Below are 14544 nucleotides of genomic sequence, written 5' to 3'. Positions count from 1 at the left end.
TTTTGAAACTAGCGATGAAAAAACGGCTACAAATCCACAAAAAAGCTGACTCATCCGCTTATTCGTCAGAGCAAAGTCAGTTGCGATCGCATTTTTTAACTAGCCACTCTCAACTTGGCTCCAAGAAGCCTATAGTACAGGCAAAGGTAGAAAATCAGAAATTTCAACAATATCAGTTTGAGGCAACGAAACTCCAAATACAAGCCAAGCATGGCACTATCACGCCAGAGGGACAAGAGCGACTCACTGTATTGCAAACAAAGATGAGTGAGTCGTTGCAGCAAGGTAAGGAACATTCTTCGCAGTTTGGTCATAACCTGAGCAAAATGGCGATAAAACGTGCTGATAGCCTGTCAATAGGAGAAATACAGCCAAAACTGACTATTGGTCAATCAGAAGATCGATATGAGCAAGAGGCGGATAGTGTTGCTACTTCTGTAGTCAACCAAATTAATCGATCTCCTTTGCAAAACCAAGATGCAGGCGTTAAAAACGAACAAGCAAAGTCTGAAGAAATATTAGCAGCAAATAACTCAGCAGATAAAAAACAAAAATTTTTACAAGAATATTCACTAGCTAAAACACTAGTAAATGGTATAGATGACACATTGCCACAAGATAAAATACTGGAACAACTTTTCAAAAACTTTGTAAATATCCAATTTCAATACACAATGGTGAGCAAGAGTCCAGAAACGCTCTTAAAAGGCTCTCCAGAAGGAGATTGTCAGACATTAGCTCGTGCTTTTAAAAAAGTTGCAGAAGAGTATTTTGGCATTGAAAAAATCACAATTGAAAGTATCGCCAAACCTTTTTTGAGTGAAGCTGGAGCTACCCCATACCAAGGGAAAAAACCTAATTGTGATGATGGAAAACGATGGTTTTTCCAAAACCATTATTGGGCTAGCTGGAATGGAAAAATTTATGATGTTTTATTCCTCAGCAATAAACGAACCGAAGCTGATATGGCAAAACAGGTGCAACCACTCACATCAATGTTGATGCCTGAACAAGAATACTATCAAACAGAAAAAGGAAAAATTGTATATCCAATTGTTAATAAGTATTCCACTGTAGAGGTGACTATTTTTGAAAAACTGAAAAACTTTGTTAATAATCTCGGTCGGTTTTTCTCCAATAGCATGAGTACGATAATTAATAAAATTCGGTCTTTATTTGCCCAAGGTGGAAACAACACCAGTGGTTTTGATTCTCTCATGAGAGAACTCGAACACGATAAAAATAATAGTGCGATCGCAAACAACCAAACTCAATAATTCCAACTTGATATTGTAGTGTGGAAATTGCTCAAAAATTTTGGCACTAGGGGTACGAAAAATCTCAGAGCAACGCAAACTTTGTTACCACCGCAGGTATCGCTATCTTTGGTTTCAGAAATAATGGTGGGAAATAATGCAGAATTAAAATATCCATAATCAATCTTTCAGTCCCCCCATGACTACTATTAAGGAACAACTCATTGCTGCGATCGAAACCGCTCCAGAATCGATTCTAGAGGAAACTCTCGACTATCTCGAATATCTCAAAACCAGAAAAAATCGCTCTGGTGTTAAACCAGCAAGTGCCATTATCCAAGATGGCGAACCAATACTGCGTGGCTCCAAAGCTAAAGATTTGCTGAAATTTGCTGGTACCTGGCAAGGTGAGGACTTTGAAAAATGTCTCCAGTCTGTTTATGACACCCGCTCGCAGGCTGAATTCTGATGTATTTGCTTGACACTAATCACTGTAGTCGCATCATCTTCGGTGAACCCAATCTCATCCAACAGCTACAAGCCCATAGCGAAACGGGCGTTGGCACCAGTGTCATTGTCTGTGGAGAACTACTTTATATGGCAGCTAAATCTGAACAAAAAGCCGCCAACCTCGAACGGATAAGGCTTTTCTAAACACTATCGACCTTTACCCCATTAATCTACCAATATCAGACATTTACAGCGATCTCAAAGGTACACTTGTCAACGCATTTGGCCCTAAAGAGAAAGCCGAGCGACGAAAATTCAACATACAGACTTTAGGCTTTGGGGATAACGACCTTTGGATAGCAGCTACTGCAATTTACTACAACCTCACAGTAGTCTCAACGGACAATGATTTCCAACGTATTCACCAGATTCGCCCTTTCGCTTTAGAGTCTTGGGTTTGAACAGCAATATCTAGCTTACTAACTTGGCTTTCACCACTGCCCGGAATTATCTTCTTGTTGCAACCCAATTAACTGTCGCCGCTTCCAAGCATAGTGAAGAATATTAATCCCTAATTCCTGGGCTGTCCGAATGGTCAATCTGGGTAAACTCAAATCTCTATCCAATCCCCAAGCAGTTGCTAAATCTCCAATTGCTAAAATAATTCCTCCACCAATTAACAATTTAATCTGCTGTTGATTAACCATTGGTAAAGCAGCAAATAAGAAAGGTTTTGTCCTTAAAGGATGACTCCGTTGCAATTCTTCTAAAGGTCTTAAAGGACTCTCTAATTGTTGTGCCAAAGCTTGAGTACTCTCAATCAAAGGATTAGCATTTGTTGGTGCATCAACAAAAAGTACACCACCTAAATTTAAGTAATTTCTGAGGGATTCAAATTCGAGACTATTTAAAGAGATAGCCTGTCCACCTGTGAGATAAAGGATATCATAGTCTTGGATATTTTCTGCTAAAGAAACCTGACCTGGTTCATCAGCCCCTCGCAAACTTGGATAGAGGGGTTCTACTGCTTGTAATAAATATGAAAGGCTGAAAAAATTACGCGCACATTCAGGATCGCTATGAGTCGCCTGCGCCATACATACAAGTGCTTGAGGACGCATTTGTGCCTGACGACGATAACGCAAATCAATATTATTATATCCAGGGAAAAAAGCATCCGCAGGTTGGGTAATTTCAGTATGTCCTGGTTGTAGAAGTATTCGACATATTTCTATTTCTGAACTGGCTGGTGTAGAATTTATTTGGTCAATTCGATAAGTTTCTTGAACAATATCTCTTTGCTGTCCGCGCCGCAATTCATCGGGGTCTACATAGCTAACTACTAAGTAAATCATGAGCGGTTCAGAACTTACTACTTCTAAATCGATGGGAAAATCATAAGAAGTCGGTACAACAATTAGATTACCTGCTAAATCAATTGCAATCCCAGGTTGAATTTGCACCCAACGTCCATCTCGATATCTAGCTTCAACTTGGCTTGGGGCAGTTATATCTCGCACGCCTAAACCGCAGACAATTCCTGGTTGATTTAAACTTTGATATTGAGCATTTTGCCGATTACGGTGATATTCATGGGCTGTGCGCCAGCGTTCCGCATTAATTAGTAAGCCGTCTGCTGCTTGCAGGCGTTCAAAGGATTTAATTGGTGGAGGTGGGAAAGGATGAGACATAATTAATTCAAAATTCAAAATTCAAAATTCAAAATTAAGAAAAGCTCAGGCAGAGGTCAGGGAGAAGAAGTTTAAAATTTTATTGACTAGAAGGATTTTCGATAGATAATTCGTATGTGCAAAAAGCAGGTTTTTCTTGTTCTATGATTCTTTGAATAAGTTCTTCGTTGATGATGCCACTAGAAATATTTGAACGCAAACGCACTATAAAATGATATGGTTGTCCGCCTGCTAAAACTGCATTTCCTAATTGTGCATCTCCGATAATGAAACTTGGGCCAAAAGGTTCTGTAATACTAATATGTTTATCAGCTTCATTCGGTAAATGTTCGTCTAGCGGTAAACCAGTATAAAGATGCAAGTAGAGACGCAATCCTTTACGAGTTCCTCGCCAGCGATAAAGTTCTACGGCTCGGCGAATTAAACGCCGTTGTTGCTGGAGATCCCAAACGGAATCTACCTGCCAAGCAACCCAATGAGCCATAAAGGGCAGTAATGCTTGCGGTGCTGTCAAGGGATCGAAGTTTGCCCACATGACGTTGTAACTATCAACTATTGGTTGAAAAGCTTGCTCAAATATTTTCATGAAGCGACCAATAAAGTCCACCTCCCGATACAAAATTGGCAAGAATTCCATGTATGCAGTATAAGGACGGATGTATAAATCGAAATACTCGCTTCTCTCGATTTGTTCGTTGTCCGTACCTGGGTCTATGTGTAGAGTAATTAGGCTGCGAAAATTGAGTGTTAGTTTGTCTTTTTTTCCAGGAGAAATTGCTTCTTGGTCTTCAAAAAATGTGTCGGGAATTGAGAAGTGGAGAACAGCATCCATTTGTCCGCGAGGCGGTATCTCACTGCCTTCTGTACCAATCTGACACCACTGAGATGGAAAGTTTCCTTCAACGCTTAAGCTTACCCGCAAAGGACGTTGTTCTAAGTTTTGTACTTGCACAATCATCTCACTTGGATGTCCAGGATGCAAAAGCAAACTACGTCCAGCTACATCAATATTTTCGGCATTTGCAAATGCTAAACCTGCCACAGGTAAAGCTTCGGGAATTTGCATTGGCGTTAATTGAATGCTTACAGCTGGACTAGAGCGACTTTGAACCATAGGATTGGGGATTGGGGATTGGGGATTGGGGGCAGGGGAGAAATCAATTCAAAATTCAAAATTCAAAATTCAAAATTGAAGATTCAATCCCCATACTCAATGACAAATGACAAATGACAAATCAACGATTAATGATTTGGATGTCGTGATTGGAACGCAGATTTGTATCAGCCCAAGAACATATCAAACCTTCCGATCCCGGATCGATCAATTGTTCTGGGGATGGTTGTCGTCGCCAATTTTCTCCTTGCTTGCGGATGGGAAACAGCAAGACGGGGCCTAAATGACGCACGCCTGGGGTTTGTTGCAGTAATGCGACAATATCTGATGTATAAACTGGTCGCCCAAATGGCCAACCTTTGCCGTCGATTCCTCCAGTTAAGGGATTTAAATATTTATATAGCGATCGCCTTAAATTCCGGCGAATTTCTTCGCTGGCAAAAGGGTTGTTGTAGGCTGGCTCTAGGGCAATTTCTGTTTGTACCGAAACGCCTACGTAATTCGGCTCTTGTAACTCTACTTGTACCCCTAATAAACGTCTTTCATCTAAATAACTCAAAATTTGCTCTTGCAGGGCATTACTCAGGGCAAAATCTTCTGGTGTCATGCCATTGCCTTGGGCGATCGCATCTGTGTTTGCATAAGGAACTACCAGTAAACTAACTATACCAGCTTGTCTGCGAGAATTTGCTGGCAAACACCGGACGCGAGCGATCGCACCAGCACCCGCCTGTTGAGTTAAAACTTCAAAATCTTCAGCAGTGACGGCGCGATCGCGCGTGCGGAGGATGCGGGGAGCCTTCATCACAGCTTGTTCTAGCGATTCGGCATCTGCTCCATTGATTGCTGGTACGCGATTGACCACACTAGCAATATATGGATATGCAGACTTCAAAAACTGAATTGCCCCAGTTTGAACATTGCCTTCTCTACCACCGCCTGTACGATAACTAACCATTCTAATCTCTGCACCACGCGGAGGAATCGCCCCATATTGATGTTCAGACTGGTTATTTTCCAGAACTTGTACAGATGTGTCATCTAGTGATGGTTGCTGAATTCGCGTTGGCGGAGCCTGCCGTAGGCCTCGCACCTGGGTTTGCTGTTTAAGTTGGCTCGGTTCTCGAATCAGCGGCCCAAACTGGATTGTACCAGTGATGGAATCGATGGTGTAATGAAAGTTATGCGGCCCAGAATCAGCAAAATCTCTCACTTCAGTCCACTTTTGCGGCAAACCACCAGCCGGAGTAACTAAAATATACTCATCTTCTCGGCGTTCTAAAATTGGTGCTGTTTGTAACTGGAAACTTTGACCGGGTGTACCATCACTAATTCCCAATCGCTCATCTTGAATCAGCGTACTATGGCTAGCCCTAACAGTACCGCCAATTGAACGCACTGCTAAACCAATAATTCGTGGCGGACGATTGTAACCAGTTTCATTCGCTTCTGTGCTTACAAAGCTACAACGCAACCAGCGACCTCGGTAAGAGGTAAAATTAGCCACAGGCCAAATTTGAGGTAAATGCAGACGTACTTCTGCACCTTGAGACGGGTTTTCACCTTCTTGGGCGATTTCATAAAAACTGAAACCGCGAGTTTTATCATCTGATTCTTGCAATAAAACTGATTGCCAATTTTCCCCATCCCAAGCTTCCCATCTCCGGGGTGGTTGATTGGGGTTAATTCCCGCAGGGGTAGCCGCAGCCCCTTGGAAAATAATTTCTAAAACATTAGCGTCTAAAGGATCGTCAGAATTTATTGCTAAATAAAAGCAGTTACCAGGCTGGGGTTCCTCTTCAAATATCGGTTGTTCATTACCTGTCCAGTAACCGTTAGATTGACGAGTCCAGGAAGTTGTAACTCTTTCGCGCAGAGATTGGGGAATATCTTCGGTAGTTTGGGCAGTTAAGAAATGTTGGATGCGGGGTTTGCCGATAATTAGAGGAGAATCTGTGCTGAAGGTAATCGCTTCTGTAGTTTCAGTGCGGATAGTTGAAGCTTCTAATCCGGCGGGAATCGTGTAGGCTTCGGGTAGTGCAGCGCTTAAATAAAAAGTTAATTCTGTGCGGGCTGGGGCGGGAGGCTGGAGACGAATACCTAGTAATTCTAAAAAAGCAACATAATTTTTTCGAGGTACTTGGTTGAATCTGAGCAACATTTGGTCAGTTAACCAAGCAAATAACTCAATGAGCGTAATTCCTGGGTCGCTGAGGTTGTGGTCAGTCCATTCCGGACAGTAACGAGGAATACGCATAATACATTCTTCCACCAAATCATCAAAGGCGCGATCGTCTAAGTTGGAAGAAGGTAATTTCGGTAAAAAATCAAAGTTCACGATTCCTCCCCAGCTGACACCAAATAATAAGGATAAACAAAACTATAAATATCGGGACTGTCTTTGAGTCGATAATTGATGATGATGTCCACTCTGCCACGCACTGGATCGGGATCGGTGATAACTTCATCGATAGTAATGCGTGGTTCCCAAACTTCTAAAGCTTCCAAGACATAAAGGCGGATTCGCAGTAGGGTATCGCTATTTAAAGGTGCAAACGCCAGTTCCGATAAGCGCGAACCAAAGGTAGGCCGATAAACCCGCTCACCTACACCTGTGCGGAGGATAATCCAAATAGATTCTTTAACTTTTTGATCTTCACGGCTAAGTTGTATCCCACCTTGCACGTTTAAATGCAGTGGATAAGCCCAACCTGTTCCCAAATAGGCTCGATCGCGACCATAAACCATATCTGGCACTTAGACAGCTGTTACATGGATATCTTCAAAGATATCGGCACAGAAGGTTTAAGCCTATTCGCCAAAGGTCGAAGATGAAGAGGCAGGAGGCAGGGGGCAGAGGGAAAGAGGCTTTTGGGATTTTTGCACAGATGCGGTAATCATAAGTGATTAACGGGACTTGATATGAGATAGATTCATCCAGTTCAAAGGTGGATGAACGGAGTTCTGAAGTGGATTCATCCAGTTCAAAGGTGGATGAACGGAGTTCCGAGGTGGATTCATCCAGTTCAAAGGTGGATGAACGGAGTTCCGAGGTGGATTCATCCAGTTCAAAGGTGGATGAACGGAGTTCCGAGGTGGATTCATCCAGTTCAAAGGTGGATAAAAGAGATTCTAACTCCCCTTTGTCCCCTGCCCCCTGCCTCTCCAATCAGCCGCCAATCAAAACAGTGGGATTACCTTTGATAATTTTATTCGGCGGCCCCAATGCTTCTAAAATAGTGTCGCCCATCCGAGAGGCAGGCAGATTGTTAATCAGCACTGTCTGACTACCGTCAATCACAACCCCAGGGCCGTGAGGAGGGATGGGTAGAGGTGTGGCGCAATTATGAATATCAGCACCAGCAGCAGCAGCACTGATTGCACTACCCATAGTAGCTGCTGATGTTGCCTTTGTAGTTTGTTCCGCAGCTAAGGCAGCAGGTGCCCCTGGTGTACCAGCCGCCGCTAAAGTAGCAGCCTCAGCGGCTTGGATAGCTGTATCAGAAGCGGTTTTGGCAGACTGCAAACCTGGTACTGCGGCAGCAAGCACACCTCGCCACGCAGGTAAAGACCCAATCAACACATTGGGACTACCCGGCCCTCCTGTTAAAACTGGGGGTAAGGGGTGCGCTACGTTGTCAGTAATTCTTGCTGCTGGTCTACCCACGACAACCTCCTATAGTGTTAATTACGAATTACGAATTAATTAAGTCGAATCAACGCACCTTTAACTGTAATCGTACCGTTGGCTGAAATATCGATATTTCCGGCAGCATCTAATGACATATTACCTGTTGATTTCACTGAAACAGATTTAGCCATATCGTCCATTTTGATTCTATGACCGCCTTTGGTTTCAATCTCTATGCACCTTTGACTGTCATTAAGATATATTTTGTGACCGTATTCAGTTTCTACGCGAATACCTTTTTTGCTAGTTCCTTTATCTTCTTCAATAAACTGTAGAGTATGACCTACACGAGTTTTAATGGTGCGTAATCTTACACCACTTGTAACTGAATCCCTTACCTTTTCTGGTGGTGCATCCTTGCCATTCCATACCCCGCCAATAACGTAGGGACGATGGATATCGCCATGTTCAAAACCTACTAAAACTTCATCGTTTACCTCTGGTAAACAGTCAAAACCTCTATTTTTGCCTGCTCCCACAGCTACAACTCTCGCCCAGTCACTTGTATGTTCTTCTGTGAGCGTGGGAAACTTAACCTTCACCCTACCCCATGCCTCTGGGTCTTTGTTATCAGTGACAATCCCCACTAATAAAGTCTCAGATGGCTGGAGACGTTTTTCTGGAGATAGAGTTGTGAATAAGCTACCAGAACGTAGTCCCCGCACGCTGAAATAAGTTTCATAAACGCGTTGACTAAAGAAATGGCGGGTTTCTGTAACATAATACTTACCACTATAGCGATCGCCCATACCCTGAAGATTAATAACCCGTCCCGGTCGAATCTCAGGATTCCCTTCTGCTTTGGCATCTGCATAAACAAATTCTCCCCCTAGTTCATCACACAAAGCCTGAGCCATCGTGTCTGCTTGTTTTTTACTGGCAACAGGTTTATCTACAACAATCATTTTGGGAGACTTAAGATTAGAAAATGCATTACTAGTACTACTTCCTAGCCGATTACCTGTCTCGGTTATTTGCTTTTCTTTCTTGGCTGTTCCACTAATCAATTTTTTCTGGGTATAGTCCCAGGCGCGTACTTCTACAGAACTTATCTGTTCAGCACTGGTAACGCGGGTACTAAATTTATTAATATCAACTAGCCATTTTAATGATAAAGAACCCTGAGTTTTTGGTTTGCAAAAATTGAGTTTTTCCTCTGTAATAAATAACTCAAAACCAATGCGAGCAGCCCTTTCTCGCAAAAACTCCATATTGGTTTGATTTTCTTGAAATACATACTTATGAACTTCACCAGTTGCCTCTATATTGCCAAGTTTTATGCCTACTTCTTTAACTATTTGCTTGACTATATCGCTATCAGTTTTATTTAAAAAAGAACGATTATAACGACCTCTGTGCAGACGATGAGAAATATCATAACCGCGAACAATGATATCAGCTTCAGATTTTTCATTGAAGTTAACTTCCATCGCTGTAATTTCGCCTTCAATGAGGAATTCTCCTACTTCCTCTTGGAAGTTATTATCTAGAGTCGTACTAGAAGTAAAACCCAATTTCACTTTTTTCCCAATTTTAAATAAAGGCTCATGTCGCCAAGCTTTGTTTTCTGGTCGGTCAGATGCGGGAATATAGCTGTTATGTATGACTAGCGTAAACATTGCTGGTAAATGAAGGCTTTCTTCGATTGTGATTTGCAACAAATCCTTCATTAATTCAGGAGAAGCCTGTTTTCCATCTATTTGTATTTTAGGTTCGCTTAAATAAAGGCTTTTTTTTGCAGGCATAACTATTACTTTATAACTTATGGAATGTTCAGTAACACCTCTTTGGCTAAAGACGCGATGAATTGCGTCTCTACAAATGGTCTATTTGTCGCATTCTTTTTTCAAATTGGTATTACTTATTTTGTTTTACTCAGTGTTTGTCCTTTTGGATCTCCCGCACGAGCATTGCCTGTAGAAGCAGATTGACGGCCTCCAGGAAGGTTATTCTTATCTACTTCTTGTAAGGCTATATCTACCAGTGCCCTTACTGGCGTACCATCACTCAAAAACATATTTAAAGTGTAGGTTAAACTCGTGATTACACAATAAAAATACTCGTTTCCCCATGTAAATATATAAACAGGTGGTCGTTTATCAGTTGCTTTACTGATAGTTTCTACACCTTTCTTAATTTTATCTATATATTTTTTCATCACCGATTCTTTTGTTTCATAAGTATCATAAAGTAGCTGTTTGAGCGTAAATTTGTAAGGTTCAACGCCAGAAAAGTTTACTTTCGGAAGTAGAGTAGTTCCTCTATTACCATCCTTACTTTCCCACTTAACAGTCCGAGAGAAACTAATATCTGTAGGATTAAACATTAATTCAATATCTGGCGCTTCACCGTTATAAGCTACAAGTTTAGCTTTCTCAAGTTGCGGTTGACGTTTTTGAATAACAATAATTGCTGGACTTGCCATTTGAGTATTTCTCCAAAAATTAATTATTAAATACAAATTTACCAAGGTAATCTACCAGAGGAACCGCCATGTCGTTCTCGCTCAATTTCTATTCGTTGTCGTAATCTGCTATAAACTTCACGAGCTAGAGCTTCAAGATCGGCTGTATCATCTTTATCATCTTCTTGAGAAAATGAGGATGCGCTCTCTATCGTCTCAGTTACTGGTGCTATTTCTCTAGATATGTCGGGTGGAATAACTTCTCCACCATCAGCAAAGCCTCTAGGTGAAGGAAGATGTTTAGCAAAAACTTGTGGTGATTCTGAAACATGAGAAAATTCATAATTTTGGCTATTAAATTCTCCATCATTAAAATTAAAGCTAGTGAATTCATCGTCATTTCCATTTAGTAAATCTTCTACACTTGACCATTGAGAAGGTGTATTTGACCATTGGGAAGATGTCTTAGTGCTAGAATTTGTTTTGCGGAAAATCAGGGGAGGTGATGAGTATTGAGGTGAGGATTCACCTACATGAATTGTTTCATTGTGAAGGGTATGAATCTCTGGAGAATTGAGAATAGAAAGTTTCTGTTTATTAATATTCAACCCCAAGGAAGAAGGAATTAAAGAATTGGATATCTCAGGTGAATCAGTCTCAGCATTTTTTAGCTGTAATGAAGTGTCTGGAAAAGAATCGACTTTAGTCGGAGTCTCTGGAGAAATTGTTTCTTCTGGTTCTGTAAGATTGGGTGTCTGTAAACTTGGAAGGATAATATCTTGGGGTGTTCCACCCGTGTTGATGTGATGTAGTAGGGGTAGATTCTTCTGTGCATCTCTAGTATTAATCACAAACTCCCCAGGCGTAAGCATTGCAGGTACAGTATCGGAAGATGCTATCTGCTGACGATTTTCAACGCGGGAATCTGTTACGTGGCCACCAGTAGCATAACCTTTAGGTGCTGGCAAATTTTCTGCGATCGCATTTTGCTCAATTTGAGGTAGTGTGTTTACCTCATTTTCTGGGGAGATGGGATTATCTGAGGTATCAACAAAGGTTAATATTTCAGGATTTTTTTCATTTGTTACCGCAGAGGTAAATTCTGATTTTATTATTTGTTCATTATCAATAATTTCCCTAAAAATACTCGCAGTTTCACCAATTTCAGGCGATGTGGCGCTAATTATTGGTGTTTCACCAATTTCAGGTGATGTGGCGGTAAGTGGTGCGATCGCAGTTTCACCAATTTCAGGTGATATGGCGCTAATTATTGGTGTTTCAGCAATCTCTGGCGATGTGGTGAGAAGTGGTGCGATCGCAGTTTCACCAATTTCAGGTGATATGGCGCTAATTATTGGTGTTTCAGCAATCTCTGGCGATGTAGTGAGAAGTGGTGCGATCGCAGTTTCACCAATCTCAGGCGATATGGCGCTAATTATTGGTGTTTCAGCAATCTCTGGCGATGTAGCGGAAAATGGTGCGATCGCAGTTTCACCAATTTTAGGCGATATAGCGCTAATTATTGGTATTTCACCAATCTCAGGCAATGTAGCGGAAAATGGCGCGATCGGAGTTTCACCAATCTCAGGCGATATGGCGCTAATTATTGGTGTTTCAACAATCTCTGGTGATGTGGCGGTAAATGGTGCGATCGCAGTTTCACCAATCTTTGGCGATATAGCGCTAATTATTGGTGTTTCAGAAATCTCTGGCGATGTAACGGTAAGTGGTGCGATCGCTGTTTCACCAATTTCAGGCGATATGGCGCTAATTATTGGTATTTCACCAATCTCAGGCGATGTAGCGGAAAATGGCGCGATCGCAGTTTCACCAATCTTAGGCGATATGGCGCTAATTGTTGGTGTTTCAGAAATCTCTGGCGATATGGCGCTAATTGTCGGTGTTTCAAGAATCTCTGGCGATGTGGCGGTAAATGGTGCGATCGCAGTTTCACCAATTTCAGGTGATATGGCGCTAATTATTGGTGTTTCACCAATCTCAGGTGATGTGGCGGTAAGTGGCGAGATCGCTGTTTCACCAATCTTTGGCGATGTAGGAGTAATTGTTGGTATTTCAACAATCTCAGGTGGTACTAAAATGGACTGACTTTCTGTAAACTCGTTATTAGTACTCTCAAGATAGCTGTCACGTTGCAGTGAAGTCAGATTTGCTGAAGCATCTGAGACATTAACCACCATAGCAGACTGTGACTCTGAAATTACTAACGGTTCATGATTATCAGAGTTTCTGAATAAATGAGGTGTGTCTTCAATTTCGGCTGAAGTAGGTGTTAGCTGAACAGGTATACTCGCTAGAAACTCACTTGAAACACCGGAATCAATTTCTTGTTGTATTGCAATAGTTTTTTTTGCAACTGAAGACTCAGAATTAGGTACAACAATATGCTCTACTACAGTATTTTCATCATTCGCCAAAGGATCGGTTAAAGTAGTTACATCATCAAAAGCGGGTGAGATAAGTGTTGACGGCAAAGCTAGAGAATTTTCAACGACAGCATTATCTAGTCGCAATGTGGGTATTTCCAAATTAGCCTCAACAGACAGAGGCTCATCTGATGATAATAAGATATTTTCATTGCCATTAATATTAATATTTTTTTGAGCAATCTTTTTAGCTACAGATGATTTTGCTGCTTTTTTAGATTTGGATTTGGATTTTTTCTCAAGTGGCTTTTGAGGTTTATTTATTTTTTTTGATTTAGATTTATCTTTAATATTTAGTTGTTGTGAGGTATCATAACTCTTTTTTTTATCAATCCGATTTGGCAGTATCTCTGGAATACTGTCTTTTGCTATTTCATTATTATTAACATAACTATTTTCTGGTAGAGCTATTGAATCAAAAGAATCAGATTCAAGTAATGGAAAACCACTATTTATATCTTCGTTATCCCAACTATCCCAATTTATTAATGATTGTATCGATGGTTCATATTCACGAGATAAGAAAAATTTAGACGATTTAGCTAATGGTAGTTTAGTTTGTATTGGGCTAATAAAATTACTTCGTGAATGCAAAGAATGAGACTGTTTGCTCAATCCCATTCTTTCAGGACTAGATAAAGATGATATTACCCCAAGGGGATGAATATTGTTTCCTAGTGGAGATTGAATAATTTGCATAGTTATGATTGAAAAATAGCCAATTAGCTAGAAACGAAATATCCACTTTTTTGATTCCGTTGTACAGAAGTGCCTCCTCCTGTAGACCTTGCAACTTGTAAGCCTTCATAAGCTAAAGTTAATTCTTCAATGGCAACTGCCTTACCATCTGCTTGGAGTGCAGGTGTTTTCCAGGTTATAGGAATAGCACCAATCAAAGTCCAACTCATCATCGTTTCACCAGCTTGATTAAAAATCAGAATATTGACATTGCGTCGAGATGTTTTCTTCTGTTCATCAAAAACTGCATTCATCCAGTTCCAAAAACCTGGATGATCGGTAACTCCACGTTTAAGAGTGATGTCTGCAAATTCTGTATGACCTAAATAAATTCTTTGCTGGTCGTTGACACCACCTTCCTGAAAAACATTTTTCTTAATTTGAATACTTAATCCTGAACATTCCGCAAAAGATGCAGCAATAGAACTATCTATTTCTACATAGAAACGATTAGTAGTGACATAATTTAATTCATGAGTAATGTTGCCATTATTAGCGCCTGTAGCCATCACAACCACCTTTGAGAATCATAACTACCTACCCTTTCGCGCTGCGATCGCAAATCTTCTAGCAAAAGTTTATATACGTGTTCTGTAAGCTGGTTCATCAGCCGTGAATCGTTGAGGTATTTACCCGCAGCAATAGCTGCCTTGCTTGCATCAGATGCCGCCGGAACCCCAGCGTATCCAGCAGTACCGCCAACATCTCCATCGAAGATGAAAAAATTTTGTTGCTGTTTTGAGTCCATAAATAAAA

15 protein-coding genes are annotated in these 14544 nt (G+C 41.1%); 4 read left to right on the top strand and 11 right to left on the bottom strand.

Annotated features, from left to right (window positions below; genetic code table 11):
• The first annotated feature begins 14 nt into the window (after positions 1-14).
• The 4 genes from RMY32_RS06750 (at position 15) to RMY32_RS06735 (ending at position 2167) form a co-directional block, all read left to right on the top strand.
• Positions 15-1277, top strand: coding sequence for a hypothetical protein (locus RMY32_RS06750; protein ID WP_322714716.1), 1263 nt, complete (start codon positions 15-17; stop codon positions 1275-1277).
• A 178-nt stretch (positions 1278-1455) separates the two neighbouring features.
• Positions 1456-1725, top strand: a complete 270-nt coding sequence (locus RMY32_RS06745; protein WP_322664900.1) for a hypothetical protein — start codon at positions 1456-1458, stop codon at positions 1723-1725.
• Complete coding sequence (locus tag RMY32_RS06740) at positions 1725-1910, top strand: type II toxin-antitoxin system VapC family toxin (RefSeq protein WP_322714715.1); 186 nt, start codon at positions 1725-1727, stop codon at positions 1908-1910. The genes RMY32_RS06745 and RMY32_RS06740 overlap by 1 nt, the downstream gene beginning before the upstream one ends.
• Positions 1911-1915: 5 nt before the next feature.
• Positions 1916-2167 (top strand): PIN domain-containing protein, encoded by a 252-nt coding sequence (locus RMY32_RS06735; protein ID WP_322714734.1) that lies wholly within the window; start codon positions 1916-1918, stop codon positions 2165-2167.
• A 30-nt stretch (positions 2168-2197) separates the two neighbouring features.
• On the opposite strand, the gene RMY32_RS06730 is transcribed toward RMY32_RS06735, so the two are convergent.
• The 11 genes from RMY32_RS06730 to RMY32_RS06680 all read right to left on the bottom strand — a co-directional run bounded on the left by RMY32_RS06730 (position 2198) and on the right by RMY32_RS06680 (position 14536).
• Entirely contained in the window at positions 2198-3397 is a 1200-nt protein-coding gene (locus RMY32_RS06730) for a DUF4159 domain-containing protein (RefSeq protein WP_322714714.1), read from the bottom strand.
• Positions 3398-3476: 79 nt separating this feature from the next.
• The gene (locus tag RMY32_RS06725) at positions 3477-4511 is read right to left on the bottom strand and encodes a phage tail protein (RefSeq protein ID WP_322714713.1); all 1035 of its coding nucleotides are present in this window, start codon (positions 4509-4511) and stop codon (positions 3477-3479) included.
• A 121-nt stretch (positions 4512-4632) separates the two neighbouring features.
• Positions 4633-6849, bottom strand: coding sequence for a putative baseplate assembly protein (locus tag RMY32_RS06720; RefSeq protein ID WP_322714712.1), 2217 nt, complete (start codon positions 6847-6849; stop codon positions 4633-4635).
• The gene (locus RMY32_RS06715; RefSeq protein ID WP_322671276.1) at positions 6846-7259 is read right to left on the bottom strand and encodes a GPW/gp25 family protein; all 414 of its coding nucleotides are present in this window, start codon (positions 7257-7259) and stop codon (positions 6846-6848) included. The genes RMY32_RS06720 and RMY32_RS06715 overlap by 4 nt, the downstream gene beginning before the upstream one ends.
• A 159-nt stretch (positions 7260-7418) precedes the next feature.
• The gene (locus tag RMY32_RS06710) at positions 7419-7616 is read right to left on the bottom strand and encodes a hypothetical protein (RefSeq protein WP_322714711.1); all 198 of its coding nucleotides are present in this window, start codon (positions 7614-7616) and stop codon (positions 7419-7421) included.
• A gap of 64 nt (positions 7617-7680) precedes the next feature.
• Entirely contained in the window at positions 7681-8178 is a 498-nt protein-coding gene (locus RMY32_RS06705; protein ID WP_322714710.1) for a PAAR domain-containing protein, read from the bottom strand.
• Positions 8179-8213: 35 nt separating this feature from the next.
• On the bottom strand, positions 8214-9947 hold the full coding sequence (locus RMY32_RS06700; protein ID WP_322714709.1) for a VgrG-related protein: 1734 nt from the start codon (positions 9945-9947) through the stop codon (positions 8214-8216).
• A 116-nt stretch (positions 9948-10063) separates the two neighbouring features.
• A complete protein-coding gene (locus RMY32_RS06695) occupies positions 10064-10627 on the bottom strand; it encodes a hypothetical protein (protein ID WP_322694058.1) in 564 nt (187 codons plus the stop codon).
• A gap of 38 nt (positions 10628-10665) precedes the next feature.
• Complete coding sequence (locus RMY32_RS06690) at positions 10666-13749, bottom strand: hypothetical protein (protein WP_322714708.1); 3084 nt, start codon at positions 13747-13749, stop codon at positions 10666-10668.
• Between the two features lie 23 nt (positions 13750-13772).
• Positions 13773-14297 carry a phage tail protein gene (locus tag RMY32_RS06685; RefSeq protein ID WP_292725611.1) on the bottom strand — a complete coding sequence of 175 codons (525 nt, stop codon included), beginning with the start codon at positions 14295-14297 and terminating at the stop codon, positions 13773-13775.
• Positions 14297-14536 (bottom strand): hypothetical protein, encoded by a 240-nt coding sequence (locus RMY32_RS06680; protein ID WP_322714707.1) that lies wholly within the window; start codon positions 14534-14536, stop codon positions 14297-14299. The genes RMY32_RS06685 and RMY32_RS06680 overlap by 1 nt, the downstream gene beginning before the upstream one ends.
• Positions 14537-14544 lie beyond the last annotated feature (8 nt).

It is taken from the genome of Nostoc sp. ChiSLP03a (genome assembly GCF_034531215.2).
Lineage (GTDB): Bacteria > Cyanobacteriota > Cyanobacteriia > Cyanobacteriales > Nostocaceae > Nostoc.
This window is presented reverse-complemented; position numbering and strand designations above follow the sequence as displayed.